Annotated in this window: 23 protein-coding genes; 1 reads left to right on the forward strand and 22 read right to left on the reverse strand. The window is 40.0% G+C overall.

Annotated elements, in window-relative coordinates; genetic code table 11:
- Positions 1 to 21: 21 nt before the first annotated feature.
- Genes AC1MPL_RS09890 through AC1MPL_RS09910 form a run of 5 tightly spaced genes read right to left on the reverse strand, consistent with a single transcriptional unit; the run spans position 22 to position 2,809 of the window.
- Positions 22 to 696 carry a Gp138 family membrane-puncturing spike protein gene (locus AC1MPL_RS09890; protein WP_479765733.1) on the reverse strand — a complete coding sequence of 225 codons (675 nt, stop codon included), beginning with the start codon at positions 694 to 696 and terminating at the stop codon, positions 22 to 24.
- Positions 686 to 1,657 (reverse strand): baseplate hub protein, encoded by a 972-nt coding sequence (locus AC1MPL_RS09895; RefSeq protein WP_479765735.1) that lies wholly within the window; start codon positions 1,655 to 1,657, stop codon positions 686 to 688. Before AC1MPL_RS09895 ends, AC1MPL_RS09890 begins: the two co-directional genes overlap by 11 nt.
- On the reverse strand, positions 1,657 to 1,953 hold the full coding sequence (locus tag AC1MPL_RS09900) for a phage baseplate plug family protein (protein WP_479765737.1): 297 nt from the start codon (positions 1,951 to 1,953) through the stop codon (positions 1,657 to 1,659). Before AC1MPL_RS09900 ends, AC1MPL_RS09895 begins: the two co-directional genes overlap by 1 nt.
- Before the next feature lie 2 nt (positions 1,954 to 1,955).
- Positions 1,956 to 2,615, reverse strand: coding sequence for a phage baseplate protein (locus tag AC1MPL_RS09905; RefSeq protein WP_479765739.1), 660 nt, complete (start codon positions 2,613 to 2,615; stop codon positions 1,956 to 1,958).
- Positions 2,616 to 2,650: 35 nt separating this feature from the next.
- The gene (locus AC1MPL_RS09910; protein ID WP_479765741.1) at positions 2,651 to 2,809 is read right to left on the reverse strand and encodes a hypothetical protein; all 159 of its coding nucleotides are present in this window, start codon (positions 2,807 to 2,809) and stop codon (positions 2,651 to 2,653) included.
- Positions 2,810 to 3,081: 272 nt separating this feature from the next.
- Between AC1MPL_RS09910 and AC1MPL_RS09915 the strand changes: the two genes are divergently transcribed.
- A complete protein-coding gene (locus AC1MPL_RS09915; RefSeq protein WP_479765742.1) occupies positions 3,082 to 3,660 on the forward strand; it encodes a hypothetical protein in 579 nt (192 codons plus the stop codon).
- On the opposite strand, the gene AC1MPL_RS09920 is transcribed toward AC1MPL_RS09915, so the two are convergent.
- The 17 genes from AC1MPL_RS09920 to AC1MPL_RS10000 are packed head-to-tail and all read right to left on the reverse strand — an operon-like array spanning position 3,657 to position 16,092.
- On the reverse strand, positions 3,657 to 4,349 hold the full coding sequence (locus tag AC1MPL_RS09920) for a hypothetical protein (RefSeq protein ID WP_479765744.1): 693 nt from the start codon (positions 4,347 to 4,349) through the stop codon (positions 3,657 to 3,659). The two genes, AC1MPL_RS09915 and AC1MPL_RS09920, sit on opposite strands and share 4 nt — an antisense overlap.
- The gene (locus AC1MPL_RS09925) at positions 4,346 to 4,675 is read right to left on the reverse strand and encodes a hypothetical protein (protein ID WP_479765746.1); all 330 of its coding nucleotides are present in this window, start codon (positions 4,673 to 4,675) and stop codon (positions 4,346 to 4,348) included. Before AC1MPL_RS09925 ends, AC1MPL_RS09920 begins: the two co-directional genes overlap by 4 nt.
- Before the next feature lie 10 nt (positions 4,676 to 4,685).
- Positions 4,686 to 6,659 carry a hypothetical protein gene (locus AC1MPL_RS09930; protein WP_479765748.1) on the reverse strand — a complete coding sequence of 658 codons (1,974 nt, stop codon included), beginning with the start codon at positions 6,657 to 6,659 and terminating at the stop codon, positions 4,686 to 4,688.
- Between the two features lie 41 nt (positions 6,660 to 6,700).
- The gene (locus AC1MPL_RS09935) at positions 6,701 to 6,847 is read right to left on the reverse strand and encodes a DUF6889 family protein (protein ID WP_171068498.1); all 147 of its coding nucleotides are present in this window, start codon (positions 6,845 to 6,847) and stop codon (positions 6,701 to 6,703) included.
- Positions 6,848 to 6,894: 47 nt separating this feature from the next.
- Positions 6,895 to 7,398: a phage tail assembly chaperone gene (locus AC1MPL_RS09940; RefSeq protein ID WP_479765750.1), complete on the reverse strand. Its 504-nt coding sequence runs from the start codon at positions 7,396 to 7,398 to the stop codon at positions 6,895 to 6,897.
- 6 nt (positions 7,399 to 7,404) lie between these two features.
- Positions 7,405 to 7,848 carry a phage structural protein gene (locus AC1MPL_RS09945; protein ID WP_023272294.1) on the reverse strand — a complete coding sequence of 148 codons (444 nt, stop codon included), beginning with the start codon at positions 7,846 to 7,848 and terminating at the stop codon, positions 7,405 to 7,407.
- Positions 7,849 to 7,858: 10 nt separating this feature from the next.
- Positions 7,859 to 8,980, reverse strand: a complete 1,122-nt coding sequence (locus AC1MPL_RS09950) for a DUF3383 family protein (protein WP_479765753.1) — start codon at positions 8,978 to 8,980, stop codon at positions 7,859 to 7,861.
- A 9-nt stretch (positions 8,981 to 8,989) separates the two neighbouring features.
- Positions 8,990 to 9,526, reverse strand: a complete 537-nt coding sequence (locus AC1MPL_RS09955; protein ID WP_479765755.1) for a phage neck terminator protein — start codon at positions 9,524 to 9,526, stop codon at positions 8,990 to 8,992.
- A gap of 3 nt (positions 9,527 to 9,529) precedes the next feature.
- Positions 9,530 to 9,901: a hypothetical protein gene (locus AC1MPL_RS09960; protein WP_479765756.1), complete on the reverse strand. Its 372-nt coding sequence runs from the start codon at positions 9,899 to 9,901 to the stop codon at positions 9,530 to 9,532.
- The gene (locus AC1MPL_RS09965) at positions 9,888 to 10,394 is read right to left on the reverse strand and encodes a hypothetical protein (protein ID WP_479765758.1); all 507 of its coding nucleotides are present in this window, start codon (positions 10,392 to 10,394) and stop codon (positions 9,888 to 9,890) included. The genes AC1MPL_RS09960 and AC1MPL_RS09965 overlap by 14 nt, the downstream gene beginning before the upstream one ends.
- Entirely contained in the window at positions 10,391 to 10,777 is a 387-nt protein-coding gene (locus tag AC1MPL_RS09970) for a DUF4054 domain-containing protein (protein ID WP_479765760.1), read from the reverse strand. Before AC1MPL_RS09970 ends, AC1MPL_RS09965 begins: the two co-directional genes overlap by 4 nt.
- Positions 10,778 to 10,779: 2 nt before the next feature.
- Positions 10,780 to 11,049, reverse strand: a complete 270-nt coding sequence (locus tag AC1MPL_RS09975) for an STY1053 family phage-associated protein (RefSeq protein WP_479765761.1) — start codon at positions 11,047 to 11,049, stop codon at positions 10,780 to 10,782.
- Between the two features lie 10 nt (positions 11,050 to 11,059).
- Complete coding sequence (locus tag AC1MPL_RS09980) at positions 11,060 to 12,064, reverse strand: DUF2184 domain-containing protein (RefSeq protein WP_479765762.1); 1,005 nt, start codon at positions 12,062 to 12,064, stop codon at positions 11,060 to 11,062.
- A 60-nt stretch (positions 12,065 to 12,124) separates the two neighbouring features.
- Entirely contained in the window at positions 12,125 to 12,613 is a 489-nt protein-coding gene (locus AC1MPL_RS09985; RefSeq protein ID WP_479765763.1) for a structural cement protein Gp24, read from the reverse strand.
- 12 nt (positions 12,614 to 12,625) lie between these two features.
- Positions 12,626 to 13,978 carry a DUF2213 domain-containing protein gene (locus AC1MPL_RS09990; RefSeq protein WP_479765764.1) on the reverse strand — a complete coding sequence of 451 codons (1,353 nt, stop codon included), beginning with the start codon at positions 13,976 to 13,978 and terminating at the stop codon, positions 12,626 to 12,628.
- A gap of 43 nt (positions 13,979 to 14,021) precedes the next feature.
- Positions 14,022 to 14,711, reverse strand: a complete 690-nt coding sequence (locus tag AC1MPL_RS09995; RefSeq protein WP_479765766.1) for a phage head morphogenesis protein — start codon at positions 14,709 to 14,711, stop codon at positions 14,022 to 14,024.
- A complete protein-coding gene (locus AC1MPL_RS10000; protein WP_479765767.1) occupies positions 14,662 to 16,092 on the reverse strand; it encodes a DUF1073 domain-containing protein in 1,431 nt (476 codons plus the stop codon). Before AC1MPL_RS10000 ends, AC1MPL_RS09995 begins: the two co-directional genes overlap by 50 nt.
- Between the last annotated feature and the right edge of the window lie 11 nt (positions 16,093 to 16,103).

Raw genomic sequence — 16,103 nt, forward strand, 5'->3', positions numbered from 1 at the left:
GCCCCTCTATCTTGATTAAAACTATTGTGGCCCACTACTGGTTGATCCACCGCCTTGAACCCCACCATGTTTATGACTAAACAGACTGATTGTTTTTGCAATCACATCAGCAAGTGATTTAATAATTCCTGTTACAGTCAGGGTTTGAGCCATCTCTACAGGGCAGTTGAATATTGCCTTTTGACCAAAGAAGTTAATCTCACCACCAGGAGTCATCTGTATCTTGCAACTACCATCATCAGTTCTAATTTCTAAATTATCTGTTGATATATTAGATATTTTATTGAGCTGAGATTGTGGCCTGAAGAATGCAAAACCATCTGATAGGTCATGCTTTCTCATGTCAAATGGGTCTTGTATGCCACCTGATTGCCACCACAAATCAATATTTCTATCACCAAAATTAACGAGACACTCATCACCTTCTCGGATTGGATGAGTAATAGTAAAACCACCTGCACAAGTGAACATTACAGGTACATCAAGTAGCATTGGTAAATTGACTGTTTGAATACTGCCATCTTGCTGTCTAATTGGAATCTTAATCAATGGCTGAACATCGACTGTGACATTATCAGGGTTATAAGACATAACCTCACAAGGCAAACAAGTCCATAGGTGCGCTATTTCATCTCGTATCGACTCTTTAATGATATTGAGATGTGTTGGGGCCTGTTCTTCATAACTAAGTGCCATTGTCATCTACTCCCGATATCAATAGACCTGATTTTGGAACAACCGTATCAACACCGACACAAATAAGTGTGCTGTACCATTCATCGCCACGTATATCACCATAGTGCTCTACAGAAACAATAATGAATGTCCCTTGAGTATTGGTTGCTAGGTTTTGGTTTTTAAATGGCTGATCAACACCCTGTTGTCCATATTGCACATCGTAGCTTTCTGTCTGTAGATTGGATAAATCAATTTGTATTCGACCATTACGTTTGAACTTAGGATTAATCAGTGAAGTTACTTGCACCCCTTCACTTGTGAGCCTTGGCATGCCGATCATTCCATTCTCTTTATTCAGAGACAGCATTGGAATAACACTATATTTACCAAGTGGAACAGCATTAAACGTATCGTCATCTACAGAACAACTGGTGTTGTTGTCTTTATAGAATTGATTGGCATGACGATCTAAAGACCCAAAAAACACTCGCCCTCTTGGATATCTTTGTTCAGTTAGTTGGGGTGTTTCACCAATATCAATACCATAACTATTGTACTGTTGGAGAATGAACTGCTGCATGTCATTGAGCGATGTTCCTGCTGGTAATGAGTTATTTATAACAGCAGCGCTTTTTACCGTATCAGCACATTGAGCAAGAATACACAGCCAAGTATCTGTTTGGTTGTCTCTACCCTTTCTAAACTGAAATGATGTCCCCCTAAATAGAGTTTCTAATGGCCCTGATTTATAGCCAACTTCAAGAATGACTTGAGTATCCTTATTTTGACTATTCTCACCCGCAAGCGTATTCATTGTTTTGTGAGACATATTATAAATATATATCTCAGCATATTTGGGCTGTTCCGTTGTTGGCTGCGCTACATGGAATACAATTCTAAACTCGGATAGATCAAGTGCTTGTGGCTGATCTTTATTGATTTGAACAGTAAGCCTACATTGCCGAATCCATTGTTCCATTAGCTATCACTCCAGTACAGGGTAATTTTATCGCCCAAGTCACTAAAGTTTTGTGCTTCATTGTCATTCACATTGACGACATATAAAGAGCCTTGTAGGACATGCTGATGCTGAACAAGTAAATCATCACCCATCACCATTGGGATACCCAATACTAGTGGATTTTCAGCAGTATCCAATATGTCTAAAAACCATTTTTGTGAACGATAGATTAAGCGGAGTTTATAAGTTGTACTTCCCAAAACTACATTCAGTTTTTGGTTGTTGCTAGTGAGTGGGATATTAAAATAAGCCATAACTAACTCCCAAAAGGATTAAGCAATGTGTATGCGCCACCTTTAGCTCCACCCATCATTTGGGACAACCAAGATTCATTTGTTGCTTGCTTTTGTACCGTTCCATTGTCTTGAACCTGTGAAGTCTTAGATGGGTCGGCTTGTTGCTCTAGGAGTACCGTTGCTTCTGATGTTTTCACGATATTCACTTTTTTAAATGTGATATCGATCATCAAAACATTTTCTGTTTCAGGATCCGTTGTGCACTCAAGCGTTTTAATAATCATATTGGTGTACAGTCTCTTACCTGTAGAAACGATAAGACGTATGTATTTATCTTGAAGTGTTTGAAGTACCTCATATATTGCGACAAGGCCCGTACTCCCTGACAGCAATGAATCACCAACTAGACTATTTAAGCGACCAGCACTTTCAGACCAACCTACCTTAATTGAGACTTCAGGCGGTATTTTGTAGGCATGGTCAGAGATTGGAGAACCTGTTTCAACTGGATGCTCTGTAATTTGCACTTCATCTTTATGCTTTTCTTCAATAGTTACATCGGCAAACAACCCCATAATTGTTCTGCCTTTGCCGGCAAGCAATAAAGAGGCAGCTTTTTCTGTATAAGGTGAGCTCGAAGCAGTGCTGTAAGCTGAACTTAGTAAAGACTCTATTCCCATATTTCACCTATAAAACACCATTCAGATGCTAATTTTTACTTCACAACTTCTATTAATTTAGCAATTGCATTAATAATATTTGGTGCTTGCCATAAGAGAATTGCAAATAAGCAAACTCCTGTTACTTTCCAAAATCCATGTTTTTCCATAATCACCTCTACTTTATGTAGAATTACTGCTATACTTTTATACATAGGTATTTATTGTTTCCCTTATTATTAAGGTGGATACAAAAAACCCCTGATGTTGGTCGCATCAGGGGTTTTACTTTTTTGGAGAGATAAAAAAACCACCCGAAGGTGGCTTAATTAATTTTGATTACTTATTTTGTAACTTATTGCTTATACATTTATATAGCATTTTCAGCACAGCCTTACCCTTGACAAAATATGCTTTACTATATTGATTAGTCACTTTCCTGTTAACATCTTGTAGCACCTTAAATATATTAAGAAAGAGCAATAAAATGCAAACCTATAGACCTAAAGTAAATTGTCCATACTGTGGAAGCATTCAAGTAAAAAGAATGCCGGCACAACCTAATAAATATCCACGACCATCTGATCCAGATCTTCTTTCAGATTGGCAAAATGGCTACGACTGCAAAAAGTGTGGTAGTGAATTTGTTATAGATGAAGTTGAGCCTAAGAAAGAGGGTGGCTTTTTCAGCACCTTATTTGGACTACTTATTTTAGCTGCTGCCGTATATGGCGGTTATCATTTCTTTTTTGGTGAATCTAATAAAAAGGCAGACACACAGCCTACGACTACACAAGAAATAGCGAGTGAACCTGTTGCAAATCAAGAGTTAGCACCAATATCTACAGTCTCTGAGCCACAAGAGCAAATTGCTACACCTGCGCCTGCAAGTACAGTTGCTGTAAATCAAGACTTTCCGAAAGATGCTGAAATAGCAGCGCATGGTTATACACCAACAGCTGAAGATTACAAACGTGCTGAACAGCAGAAACAACAAAGTATTGCAAACAGTACTGATCCAAGCGAAACTCTACATATATCGACAACAATCAGGCATAACAACTAATCTCTTTTTATTCTACTCCCAACTTCTTTCTCAGTCTTTGATAGACAGTAGCTATAGTTCTTACTGTCTATTAAATCACAATCACTCCCCAAATCGACTTCTGATGCTGTTTTCATAATTGAGGCTAATTTTTCATTTGATGCAACAATCTTACTTACTTTATCTAGTGCGAAGTCATTTAGATGATCTTGAAAATAATCTACAGAGAACATTCTTGTTGGGCTTTTAAACATTGAGCATCTCGCTATTAAATCACCATCTTGTTCAACTACACTTTTACACATTAATGCTATAGGTTTGCTTAAATCTATGTCTTCAGCTTCATTCCTTGTTAGGCCACTAATGTATAAGTGATTTAAATATCCAACATCAAAAACACCTATAGGATTGCCATAGCTATCTTTTTGAATGCTTTCAAAATTACCAACTATTCGTTGATATTTTTGACGGTACATCTTTTCTGATGAAAATGAATTTTTCTGAAAGTTTGCAAAAACTTCTATTGGGGACTCAATATCCGGATCAAGTGAAATATCTTTCTGAGCAATACCCGACCAATTAAAAAGCGAACTCCCTGATGAGAGCCAAGCCTCCATATCATTCATAAGTAAGAGCTTTTGAGATTGATTAAAATCAGCATTTGATAGGGTTGGTAAGGTAGCTATTAATGCAGTAATTATTTTTCTCATGTTATCTTAAAGCATCCAGTTAATTTATTATCATTACTAGATGTACAGTAAAAACCATCTTTTTTAAACTCCTTGGCATCCACAGTATTATCAGAATTTGCACCTATAGATAGTGCACAGTTATCACCAGAACAATCGCTTTCGACATAAATAGAATCTTTTTTTGATTTTAAAATGTAATAACTACCTCCAGCACCGCCACCATTTTCGATAGTGCACGGTGTTGGCTCACTTCCATTGAAAGTACATATGCCTTTTTTATTTGGAAAATCATGTGCAAATACATTAGTCCCGCAAAGGAGTAGTGCTAGAAGATAGTATTTCATATTGTTCACCTTAAGCCATTACGCCCCTAGTATTTCGTGCTAGAAATATCTTGGCATTATCTTGGCTTCTCTTTACAGCATTAGCAGACTCTTGTGGATCTTTAGCGCCATTCACTGTCATTGTTGTATTGTATTCTTGATGAATAGTAACATTAGATGCAGATGACTTAGTAGAGTTTATTTGTGACTTATTAGGATTACCTCTTGGTGGGGCAAAACTATTTATTTGCGGACTGCCAATACCAAAGTTGGGCTTGGAGAAGTAACTTCTTTGATGAGCCTTAAAGGATGGATTCTGCACCATTTCCCCTTTAGTAATTATACCATCGTGATTCGAGTCCCAAACTTTGTTTAAATCATATGCTGCTGTCCCTTTTTTATACCCCCAACCTGTAACAGCACCATAAACATCTCCAACAGAGTATGACCCACCCTCTTTGAATCCTCTCTCCTTATAATACCGCTCGACATATTTCATTTGTTCAGCAAAAGATAATGATGAGAATTGATCGCGAGTCATACCATAATATTTATTCTTCACGCCACCAATGCCTTTCATAAACTGAATTAACCCTGTAGCCGATGACTTTTTGTTTTTTGCGCTAGGACTAAATGTCCCACCTGTTTCAAATGAAATTACCGCAGCTAAATCATTTGGGTCAACACCTATTCTTTTCGCTGTTTCCTGAATTACTTTTGCCTTTTCATTGGTAAAGTTTTTACTTGTGTAATTTTGACTATATTGGGTTGCAGCACCTTTCACTCCACCAACCGCAGCATGGGCAGTACCTCTTGTCCAGTTTATAAAATCACGTGCTAAATGAACTGTACCATCCTTTATATCCTTGAGTGCACCTTTTGGATCATGTACAAGCTTTTGAACAAACTCAATTGCCTTACCAGTAAGACTAGATATCAAATCCATAAAATCTTTAATTTTTTGGGTTACCCAATCAATTTCTTTTGTCCATTGAGACCAATCAAGAAAAGACTTCCCACCCTCTTTCCATGTTTTATAATCATCATAGAGCGCAAGGATTCCCGCAGCTAAAGCAGCAATAATACCGAGTGGGGTAGCAAGGAAAGCAACCCGCAGTAAACCAAGAAGGCGAATAAAGAATTTCAATGGTGCTATGAACCGAAGGAACAAGCCAAATGCTCTTGCCACACTACTAAATACCGTAGCCAGTAGCGCAAAACGAAGACCAATCACCAAACCTTCTTTAATTTTAGGATTCATTTGACTAAAAGCATGCACCCCCATAAGAACAAGGTGATTCAAACCTTTAAGCACTGGAATAAGCGCCTTACCGACCTGCATAACAATGACTTGAAACCCTGTCTTAGTAATCATAGACAAATCACGGTATTCACTCATGAAATCATTACCCGACTTCACAAGTTTGTCATTCATACCAAGTTCTTTTTGAATCTTTTTGTACTTCTCCATATTGCCGATGAATTTATCATCGCGCATAGCTAAAAGTGTTTTCTGATCTATCCCTAAAGAATTTGCGTAAGCATTGGCTTGGTATGACGGCATTTTAGCAAGTGTTGCACTCAAGTCTTTCATGACTTCAACACGATCTCGCAATGCACCGTTTGAGTCTTTGGTTTTTACTCCAAGACTATTAAGCATACCCTCGTATCCAGGAGAGTTACGCATTTTCTCAGCAAGACTTTCTAAAGTGCCTATCGCGTCCTCTGCACTACCACCCATTTGAGAAATAGCATTACCATACGCATTAATGTTTTCAGCACTTGCACCAATGCGTTTTGATGAGAAGTAAAGTTTATCGAGTTCACTTGCCGTTTGACGGACTGCGAGAACAGCACCAACAGCAAGCGCACCTAAAGCCATATTGAGGGATTTAGCTTTAAGCTCAACACCCTGTAATGCGCCTTGCATTTTCGCAAGACCTGCATTGTCTGTTTTGAATCCCAATGCAACAAGGAAATCTTTAATTGTAGCTGCTTGTGCCATATCTATCGCCCATAAAAAACCACCCGAAGGTGGTCGTCAAACTACTTGTTCGCTGCTTCTCTCTCCCTCGCTTTTTCAACAAGGTATTCATTGTCAGCAACAACATCTAAAGCATCATTCATTAATGAAATATCATGTAAATCGATAGTTCCATCTTTTAATGACTCAAACTTACACATGCCTTTCATGACTGGTCTTAATAACCAATCTTCACCATCAGGCAAGCTTTTATAATTTACGTGGACTGCTCCTGCAAAGCTCTCGCCTTGGTAAGCAGCCCTTGAATAAAATTTCCCATGCTGTCACGAATTACTGCAACAACGAGCGCAAGCATCTGCCCCAACTCCAAATCATCAAACATGATTGCATTGTTTTGACAAACCTTTGCACCGTTTCGAGTACAAACTGATAAACATTTGTGAATCACATAGTCCACATCTTCTTGAGGAAGCTCAGCAAATGATTTTGTAAGTGGAGATAGTGCACCGGATAGACCATTTAAGGATTTGAGATCAACTTTGTTAAGCAGGTCATCAATGTTGTTAATGTCAAGCTTTTCAATATCTAGCTCTTCATCAATTTTTTTTAGTGTTTTAACCAAACCACCATGCATAATTTCAGAAATCACAGGAATGATATGCGGTGTCATCGGTGATATTTTTCTTGATACATGTAGTTGATCAAATGCATTTAGCTTTTTAATCGCGTACATTTGTCCGCCAATTTCTAAAGTCATCATATCTAATTACTCGTATGTACCCAATTTCATATCAATTTTGATTGCATCAAACACCCAATCAACTGTTGCACCATCTTCCGCTGCGTTGTAATCAGGTGCTTTTTGAAAAGCAAGCTTAGTGCCTGTGACGTTATCGCCTGAAGCATCGTTGTTTAAAGTAAAGTTATTTTTTCCCCATTTTTTAGAGCTTGCCGACTGCGTGTTATACAAATTCATCAGTTTGGCATTGGCAGGTGATGTTTTTAAAAGACGTACTGTAATCGTCCCGGACTTACTACAGTGTAGAGAGTGCATACCCTCTCCATCTGCACCAGTTGTCATCGTGTTTTTGTTTTCTGACATGGAAATGGTGATGCCTTCTTTTGCAATCGCAGCACCATACCCCAAGTCAATCGAGCCATCATCACTAACCAATGTGGCATGTGTGTCCATAAAAGACCAAGTTGACATTATTTTTCTCCTAGCGGTTTACTGACACAATCACATCAGCAAAGTGTGTTGCACCTGCAAGTTTTGATGCGATTTGGAATACTGGTGATTTACGCGCTTCACGATCTGCTTGAAGTTGATCATCTAAACTATTGGCAAAGACGTAATAACCCTTTGTGAGATAGTCACCTGATTTAAGTGTCCCAAACTCATCACCATTCCATACACCACCTGCAAGCAATCCATTGGTAACACCTTGCTCACTTACTTTTTCAAGTACGGCACATTGGCGATTTACACCTGCAGGTGTTTGCGGAATTTTGGTGGTTGATGTGTAGTAAAGATTCCATAATGCAGTTTCTAAGGCGTTTTGATACCAATCCAAACCATGGACTTCATCAAAGAATGAGCCATTAGACATTACGCCTTCTTGCAGAATTGCCGTGTCATTGTTGTATTCAGCAAAGACATTGCCATTGTTTGCAGTGATGTTGGCTGCTTGTGAAACCTTTAGATCTTCGGGAGCAATACCAGGTAGTTGCTTAAACTTCAGGGTAATGGTGGTATTTGTACCCTCAAAATTCACAGTAAAAGCACGACCAAATACTGAGACATCAGCATATTTAGAAGAACTTGAGTAAATCCAAAATGTACGTTTGTACCCTGCTTTAGATAACTTCACACCAATGTTGTCAGTGTTTGTCTTATCAAGCACATTTACATCTTGTGTTGTATGGCCATATAAACGGCTTGGGCTTGCAGCTTCAATCAGTGATGCAACTGATAGAACATCGCTATCAACAAGATCGTCTGCAATAACAAGGCCATACCATTTTAAGGAATCCAAACATGCAGATACGGCATCAGTAACCTTTTCAGGTGTTGCAGATGTCTTATCCCAATGCCCGATATACAACGTGCGTGGCTTTGGTGACTGAGAGAAATAAACAACCGCAGCCTTGTATTCAGGTGAGTCCGTACCAAAATCATTACCCACAGATACAGCATCCGAATATAGGCGAATGCGCTCAGTTGTACTAATTACGTTTGGCGTGGTACCCAAAATAAGTAGAGAGCCAAATGATCGTGGCCCTGCCGCTAAAGCAGCAATAGAAACACTGACATTTACGACATTAGAAGTAGGGAGTGTCATTGATGACTCCTAGCTATTTTTTAAGTTAATTTGAAAGTTTTCAAATGTGCGAATTGGAACTGTTCGTTGTGTTTTACGTCTAAACGTGGCAGTCATGTCATGCCGTTGTACCCACTGCTGGTTTAGAAAGTCAGGTGCAGCAATGATTTGATCAACAGAAACGAACTTAATTTGAGATTGACTGAGTTGGGCGATATTTTGTGGAATTGCTAATCCATCTTTGAGTAAGTTGATATTGCTTTCAGATGATGGGCCATAAAATGAAATCAGCACTTGTATAGACTCATGCCGAATAGATACGGCTGAATCATCTTGCTGTTCAAAGTATGGAGAATCGTTTGGCTCTGTAACCTTTACACCAAAAGCACACCAATCTGTATTGATGTCAGGTGTGGGTAAGGGAACTTGTTGCCATCGTGGGCGAACCAAAGTGCCATCCATTGCAACGACTGCACGAATGAAAGCTTGAAATATGTCTCTTAACTCTTGATCGTAAGCAACCCCACCCGTTGGCACAATGTAGCCACCAGTTGTGGAGTCTGTCATGTTCTATCCTGAGAGTGGTTTTAGCTCACAAACTGCTTTAACAAAACCTTGTCCAAAGTGAGCATTTGAAAGTACTTGTGAAACAATATAGGTTTTTCCTCGCCACTGAATCTCATCAGCACGAGTCGAGCTATCACCTGAAGTGAGATTGAACTGTGTATGAATGTTAATAGCACCTTTAATCAAAGTACCATCTTCTCTACGATCCATATTCAGGCCATTATTTGTCGTCACAACACCTGCAAATGGAGTGCTTTGTATTGATGTACTAGCAGTACCATTTTGTTGAGGAACTACCTGAATACGATTGCAAATTAAATCAGTCGTCATAAAGTCAGGATCAAGCAATACATCAGATACATCAAGATTGGGCACGATTCACCTCCTTATCCCCATCCATGACAATGTATGTTTGAGAGTTTCTATATTGACCTGTGTCTACAAGCGGTTTTGTTGAAGTTCTACCACGAGATAAGCGATTACGAATCGTTGCCGGTGCAAGTGGAATAAAATCACCTTCATTGATGATATTTTTAACACTGCTCATTGCTTTCATGCCCGCAGTATTCAAATAGAAATACATTTTCTTTTGGTTGCCATCGAGTGCTGCATCTATAGCCTTTGTAAGCTGTTGCGAAATAGAGTCCTGAACTTCCTCAACACCTCTCACCAAATGAGGACGAGGCGGTAAGTTTGTTGCTGGTGATCCAGTCTCTAGCAAATAACCAATTTGGGCATTGGTTAATTCACTATCTGTTCTTTCAGCACCACTATCAGGAACACCTACAAGTACATCTGTTTTTGAGAGCTGTGAGACTGCTTCTAAAATATCAATTAGCCCCACACCTGTTGATGTGACACCACTCATAATTGAACACCACCTGCTCCCACCATTCTAGCAAGTTGCAGAAATTGAATGCCCCATGTTGTTTGATTCCATTGCCCTGCATCATCAAGCGTTACGCCTGAAACATCCATTGACTTAGAAACACTATCAACAGACTTGGAGGTCTCATTGCCCACAACCTTTCCTGCATCCGCACCAATCTGTGAAGCACCGATTGCACGTTTATATAGTGTTAGGTAGTGAGCAACAAAGAAGGTTAACCCCTCATCTAACAGATCATCCCAACGATTCTCAGGCAACAATTTCACACCATAATTTAGGTAAAAATTAAACTGTGATGGTGGGTAGGCATTTACATCCGCAAACATCGGCATTGATTCACGAAAAGATGATTCTGTTAACATGATTACTTCGCCTTCGTATCGTCGATTTGTTTTTGCAGATCAGCAATCGTTTTTTGTGCAGCAGCAAGTTCCGCCTTTAAAGATTCAACCTCTTTTTTATGAGCATCATCCTTAACTGCATCTGATGTGATTGGCTGAGAGTGTGATTTGACGTACCAATGTTCGGCAATTTCTTGCTCGACCTCCTGTAACCCTGACTTTAGTTCGACTGAATCCTCAGCAGAAAGATGGATCAGCAAATCTTTGGATAAAAGAATCTGTACTTTTGACATGTCTTACTCCTTAGATGCCATCTGCATAGAATGCTGTTTCAGGGTATACCCATTCGACAACACCTAAACGACCATAGTAAGTCACAAGCTGACGTAAATCGCGATATTCAAGCGGGGTGCGTTGTAGTGGCACCAATGGGAATCGAACGCGGTTTTTATCTTTTGTATAAGCAACCATACGATCCGTACCACCAACCCCACGACCTGATAGCCATTTCAACGGTTGAATATCTAAAGGACGACCATTAGCACTGTTTGACAAGCTGTTTGCTTTCAAAAACTCAAGAATTGAAATATTGCCAGCTTCTGATACTTTACGAGTGACCAATAAACTAAATTGTGTTGGTGAAATCAGAAGTTTATCAGGAACAATTGCGAAGCCTGTTGCAACCCATGACTGATTAAGCATCAAGTTTACATCTGCAAGAATTTCATCTGCAGTCTTATTTTTCCAATCTGCCTTGCCTGATGCGCCTACAGGAACATTGGTTGAACCAACTTTAGTGCTAGTTACAAGGCCTTCGACACCTAAAATACCATCACCAATATAGACTTGTTCATCAACATCCATATTGTATTTCAGCATCATGCCGTTATATTTTTGCGTATCAATTGGACGGCCAACCTGTTGAGCTGATGCAAGTTCTGGAAGTGTCCAGCCTAATTGCATCCCCCACAATGTTAATGGATTAGCTGTTTTACCAATATCTAATGCCAAGCCCTGAATCGCATCAGTTTCTTTACCAATCCAATTCTTACCATTTGGCGATGCACTACCTGGTGCCGCAAAACGAGAATTTGTGAATGATGATAACTCATCAGCAATCGATACATCTTCACGCAAATCAATGTCACGAGTCCAAGTCACAGATGCCAATGGCTCATGCATGGTCTGATCTAGTCGTTCTAACTCACCAACAACAAATGCACCAGTACTATCAACGGTCTTTGCATCAAAGGTTTGGAGTCCATCACGTGTTTGGGCGCGAGTTTTGGGTAAAATTAAAGAACTCATATTTATTTGTCTCCGCACATAAAAAAAGCACCTTTCGGTGCTGTGCATATTTGGTATTTTTTAAATGTTGTAAGCGATTTCTACATTGCCATCAGCATCGGCATCACACATAAAGTGAGCATTGACTGCAATAGTTTCATTTGTTGTCGCAATCGCCTCAATGCCACCCAGTGGTTTGGCATCTGATGCATTGGTCACACGCACATAAACTGGCGCACCTTTTTTCGCAACGCCTGCATTATTAAGTACAGTCATATAACCACGAACAAGAACATCATTAATTGTTCCTGATGTTGGAGCAGATGAACCGAGTGATGTTGCCTGTCCTTGGAATGGATAAGCACGAACCAATAACCCATATGGCTGAGTTGTATTTGCTGTTGGTGGAACAAAATCCCCATTTGCATCAATGATTCCAAACAAGCCACATGATGCAAACTGTGCATCAGGCTGTGCACCTAAACGATGTGCTTCGATAGTTGATTGTGATTTACGAGAAACATCACCCGGAATACCTGAAGGCATACGGTATAGAATTGAATTGCCCATATTATAGAGTCCTTATTTATTCCAAAATTCGCGGTTTTTTGCATTGATATCGGCAATGCTCATTGGCTGACGACCAAAGTCTTTGGTTGAAATGCCTGAGCGGATACCTTTTGCATTATTTTTTTGCTTAATGAGTTCTGATGCGCCAACAAACGCAGCATCAATGGTATGGCTTGGCAATTTGTCAAAATCAGTACTACCACCTGTAAATGGTGTGATTGCACTTAATCCATCTTGTGTTTTAACTGCCTGTTTTAGTACTTGGCGCTTTGTGTTTAATACAGCCTTACCATTGTTTGCACTGTCAAATGTTGGGGTGCGAAAGCCTGGCGAAAGGATTTCTGCACGAGACAATACTTCTGTAAGAGAGTCGCCTGTGTATGTACGAACACCTTCATCAGAGAGCTTTTTACCTGCGCCTGGTTCTGTTAAGTCACCATCATCTTTGGTTTCTTTAGGGTCGCCATCTTCATCAGAAGTTTCCTTACCCTCTTCGCCCTCATCCTTGGTCTTATCTTTTGCCTGTGAACGAATGAAAGCATCCATGGTTTTCATCAGTTTTCGCATATCACTACGAAGTGCTGCATCACCTGTTTTGGTTTTTCCTTCTTCCTCTTCATCAGAAGTTTTTTCAGGCTCTTCATCTGAAGTGGGTCGATCCTGTTCAGGGTCTCGGTTTTCTTCATCTTCAACCTGTTTAGCGATTTTTTCTGCTTCATCAGCATCACGTGTAAAAACAAGGCTACGAATTCGATCACCAATACTTACTCGTTTTTTATTAGGCTTTGTCGCCATAAAACTATCTCCTATACGGCATCGCGAACCACAACGCCCTTTATCAACTAATGCAACGTGATTACCTAAAATGTTGCTCTGAACCCCTTTACCCACACTAACCTCTTGATAGTCAGCATCGTAGCCAAGAGAAATTTCAACCTTCCCATCCATAACTTTATCGATGGTTGCTTTATCTGTAATAAGTAGATCGGCAAGCAAAAATTCATCATCGGGGCTTTCACCACGATGAACATTTTGTGTTGTACCTACTGTAAGTTGCTTCCAGTTCTTAGGACTCACCCATTCATCAGGATGATCATCTGTAACTGACTTGCCTTCAAAACTTGAAATCGTTTTTGGATCGAACAACTCATCCTCACCACGCTCAATCAAGATCAAACCTGTATTGTCAGCAGTAACAGGAACCTCACCTTTGCCATACTGCAGAACACCAATTCGTGCGACAGCAACATCACGACATAGCAAATAGCCTTCAGGTGTGGTTTCGCGTGTACGTCCAATCTTGCCAGTGGTATAAAGATTTGATCGATCTAGTGTTCGACTATCTTTCGTTTTCTTTCTAAACATATGTTTCACCTAAATTTAGGCAATAAAAAAGAGCCTTTCGGCTCTAGTAATCTTCAGGAATAACAGGTTCGGCATAACACCGACAATTCGGAAAGCATCCAGCATGACCTGTCATATTGTCTAACGTTGGTGGACTATCCCATCGTACAAATTTTCCGTCCATTTCCTGATGACTGTGACGAACATCAGAATCTTTACTTGTACGCCAGATATAACCTTCAGAACCTAAATGCTCAGCACGTGCTTGCGTAAAGCTCGTTTGTGCTCTGCTTATCTCGGTTCGTGCGATTGTATTTGCTCTAGACTTTGCAACATGACCAGTTTCCATAACCATGTCGACAATCTCCTTTGTGCGGCCACCACCAATGACGGCTTTGGTTGCAAGATCTTGAACACGTTGGGCAGATTCTAAAGGCAAAGATTTAATGAGATTAACTTGCTCATCAAGTAGCTGTTGATACGTTGCACCTATAGGCGTATTCCGTATTTCATGCTGAACGCCTTTTGAAATATCCTTTGCATAAATAAGCCATGTCTTTTGATCCCGCAAAGCCACATCCATCATGATGCGACCTGCGGTATTTACAGCCCATTCATGCAATGTCGATGCATACTGGTTAAGTGCGTTTGCAATGATTGGATAATTATCTAGGTTATTTAAATCAAACCCTTTAACAATCGTATCAATGTAAAACGCTATCTTTCGAAGCTGTTGGCCGTACCGTATCTCCACCTTCCTCGCTCGATGGGGATTGATCCGCGTCAGTTGGTTTTTCATTTGTCATCTCACTTAGAGGTGGTGGATCATCCTCAGCTTGATCAATCTCTTCATCAGTAATATGAGAGAAAATGTTGGTCACTTCTGATGATTGACGTAGCTCTTTCAATGCTGTTTGACGAGAAATTAATCCATCTTCTACAGCACGAGAAACCGCAGTGGATACCTTATCTGCAACATTTGCTTTAGTCTCATCATCAATTTGCCAAAGCGATGCAAAGTCAAACTTAAATGAGCTAGGCAATGGTTTGCCAAGCTTGGACATCGAAATAACTTCTAAAAGTATATTCAGCGGTGTTCTTAATCGACCTTCTTGAGATTGATTAATCCCATCGTAGTAGTTAGATAGATCACTTTCGCCCGTTGCATTAAATCCAGCAGGAGATTGTCCAAACAACTTAACTAACGGAATACCTAGCGCACCTGATAACTGCTGTCCAAATTGGATCAAAATATTATCAAGGCCTGCAAAGCTGTACTGGTGGGTTGCGAACTCATCCTTGGAGTCCATCAGGGTCAAGCCCTCATTGGATTGCCATAAACGGATCTGCTGAATTTGCTTAACCAAGCCCTCAAAAGCTCGACCACCTGTCGCAATAATGTCGCGCAATTTATCCACTTTATACGTGCGTAAATGCGCCTTATAGACAAGTTGACCCGCACCAAGTGTCGCACTATCAAAAATCGTTAAACGATCCTCTAGGCGCTCAATAACAGACTGTCCCCATAAGTTTTCAGCAATTGACTGCCAGTATGGGAGTTTCACACCATCAATACGAATCACACGTGAGTAGTGAATTCGCTCATTGCATAATCCAACTGAATCAGAAAACACATCATAGTATTTAGGCTTGCCATAATGTGGCCCATACTCAGTAACTAAGTCCTGTAATGTGGGTTGAACCATCCAACGATCAAGAACAAGCAGTCCTTTGAATTGATCTTTACCGACAGTTTTTGGATTAAGTGGCGTTGAGTTGTCCTGTCCATCAATAAGCATGACTGCCAATGCGCCACCGTATAAACGCCCCCATTTAATGGTTTCATTCAGACGATCCCAAACTTCTAGTTGATCCATCGTGTCATTGATAATCTCAGCTTCACTTGGATCATCTAAACCGCGAATATTAATGCCTTCGCGGGTCATATCATCAGCAACAACATCAATCGCTTGACCAACCACCCAACTTGAGCGATACATTGCTTCAAGTTTTAAGCGGTTACGACTTAGAAAGTTAAAGCCATACGTTGAATCGTCATGCTGATTTCCTGTGCCCAAGCCAACCCGAGCCGCAAAGTTCTGAAAACTATCAGTAGTACGTTTTAAGATATTCATATAAGACTCGA

Source organism: Acinetobacter sp. N1-1 (assembly GCF_056711485.1).

Excerpts from the sequence above, each read along its gene's own strand:
- AC1MPL_RS09890 (WP_479765733.1), bottom strand. The coding sequence starts at position 696 with ATGGCACTTAGTTATGAAGAACAGGCCCCAACACATCTCAATATCATT.
- AC1MPL_RS09895 (WP_479765735.1), bottom strand. The coding sequence starts at position 1,657 with ATGGAACAATGGATTCGGCAATGTAGGCTTACTGTTCAAATCAATAAA.
- AC1MPL_RS09900 (WP_479765737.1), bottom strand. The coding sequence starts at position 1,953 with ATGGCTTATTTTAATATCCCACTCACTAGCAACAACCAAAAACTGAAT.
- AC1MPL_RS09905 (WP_479765739.1), bottom strand. The coding sequence starts at position 2,615 with ATGGGAATAGAGTCTTTACTAAGTTCAGCTTACAGCACTGCTTCGAGC.
- AC1MPL_RS09910 (WP_479765741.1), bottom strand. The coding sequence starts at position 2,809 with ATGTATAAAAGTATAGCAGTAATTCTACATAAAGTAGAGGTGATTATG.
- AC1MPL_RS09915 (WP_479765742.1), top strand. The coding sequence starts at position 3,082 with ATGCAAACCTATAGACCTAAAGTAAATTGTCCATACTGTGGAAGCATT.
- AC1MPL_RS09920 (WP_479765744.1), bottom strand. The coding sequence starts at position 4,349 with ATGAGAAAAATAATTACTGCATTAATAGCTACCTTACCAACCCTATCA.
- AC1MPL_RS09925 (WP_479765746.1), bottom strand. The coding sequence starts at position 4,675 with ATGAAATACTATCTTCTAGCACTACTCCTTTGCGGGACTAATGTATTT.
- AC1MPL_RS09930 (WP_479765748.1), bottom strand. The coding sequence starts at position 6,659 with ATGGCACAAGCAGCTACAATTAAAGATTTCCTTGTTGCATTGGGATTC.
- AC1MPL_RS09935 (WP_171068498.1), bottom strand. The coding sequence starts at position 6,847 with ATGAAAGGCATGTGTAAGTTTGAGTCATTAAAAGATGGAACTATCGAT.
- AC1MPL_RS09940 (WP_479765750.1), bottom strand. The coding sequence starts at position 7,398 with ATGATGACTTTAGAAATTGGCGGACAAATGTACGCGATTAAAAAGCTA.
- AC1MPL_RS09945 (WP_023272294.1), bottom strand. The coding sequence starts at position 7,848 with ATGTCAACTTGGTCTTTTATGGACACACATGCCACATTGGTTAGTGAT.
- AC1MPL_RS09950 (WP_479765753.1), bottom strand. The coding sequence starts at position 8,980 with ATGACACTCCCTACTTCTAATGTCGTAAATGTCAGTGTTTCTATTGCT.
- AC1MPL_RS09955 (WP_479765755.1), bottom strand. The coding sequence starts at position 9,526 with ATGACAGACTCCACAACTGGTGGCTACATTGTGCCAACGGGTGGGGTT.
- AC1MPL_RS09965 (WP_479765758.1), bottom strand. The coding sequence starts at position 10,394 with ATGAGTGGTGTCACATCAACAGGTGTGGGGCTAATTGATATTTTAGAA.
- AC1MPL_RS09970 (WP_479765760.1), bottom strand. The coding sequence starts at position 10,777 with ATGTTAACAGAATCATCTTTTCGTGAATCAATGCCGATGTTTGCGGAT.
- AC1MPL_RS09975 (WP_479765761.1), bottom strand. The coding sequence starts at position 11,049 with ATGTCAAAAGTACAGATTCTTTTATCCAAAGATTTGCTGATCCATCTT.
- AC1MPL_RS09980 (WP_479765762.1), bottom strand. The coding sequence starts at position 12,064 with ATGAGTTCTTTAATTTTACCCAAAACTCGCGCCCAAACACGTGATGGA.
- AC1MPL_RS09985 (WP_479765763.1), bottom strand. The coding sequence starts at position 12,613 with ATGGGCAATTCAATTCTATACCGTATGCCTTCAGGTATTCCGGGTGAT.
- AC1MPL_RS09990 (WP_479765764.1), bottom strand. The coding sequence starts at position 13,978 with ATGTTTAGAAAGAAAACGAAAGATAGTCGAACACTAGATCGATCAAAT.
- AC1MPL_RS10000 (WP_479765767.1), bottom strand. The coding sequence starts at position 16,092 with ATGAATATCTTAAAACGTACTACTGATAGTTTTCAGAACTTTGCGGCT.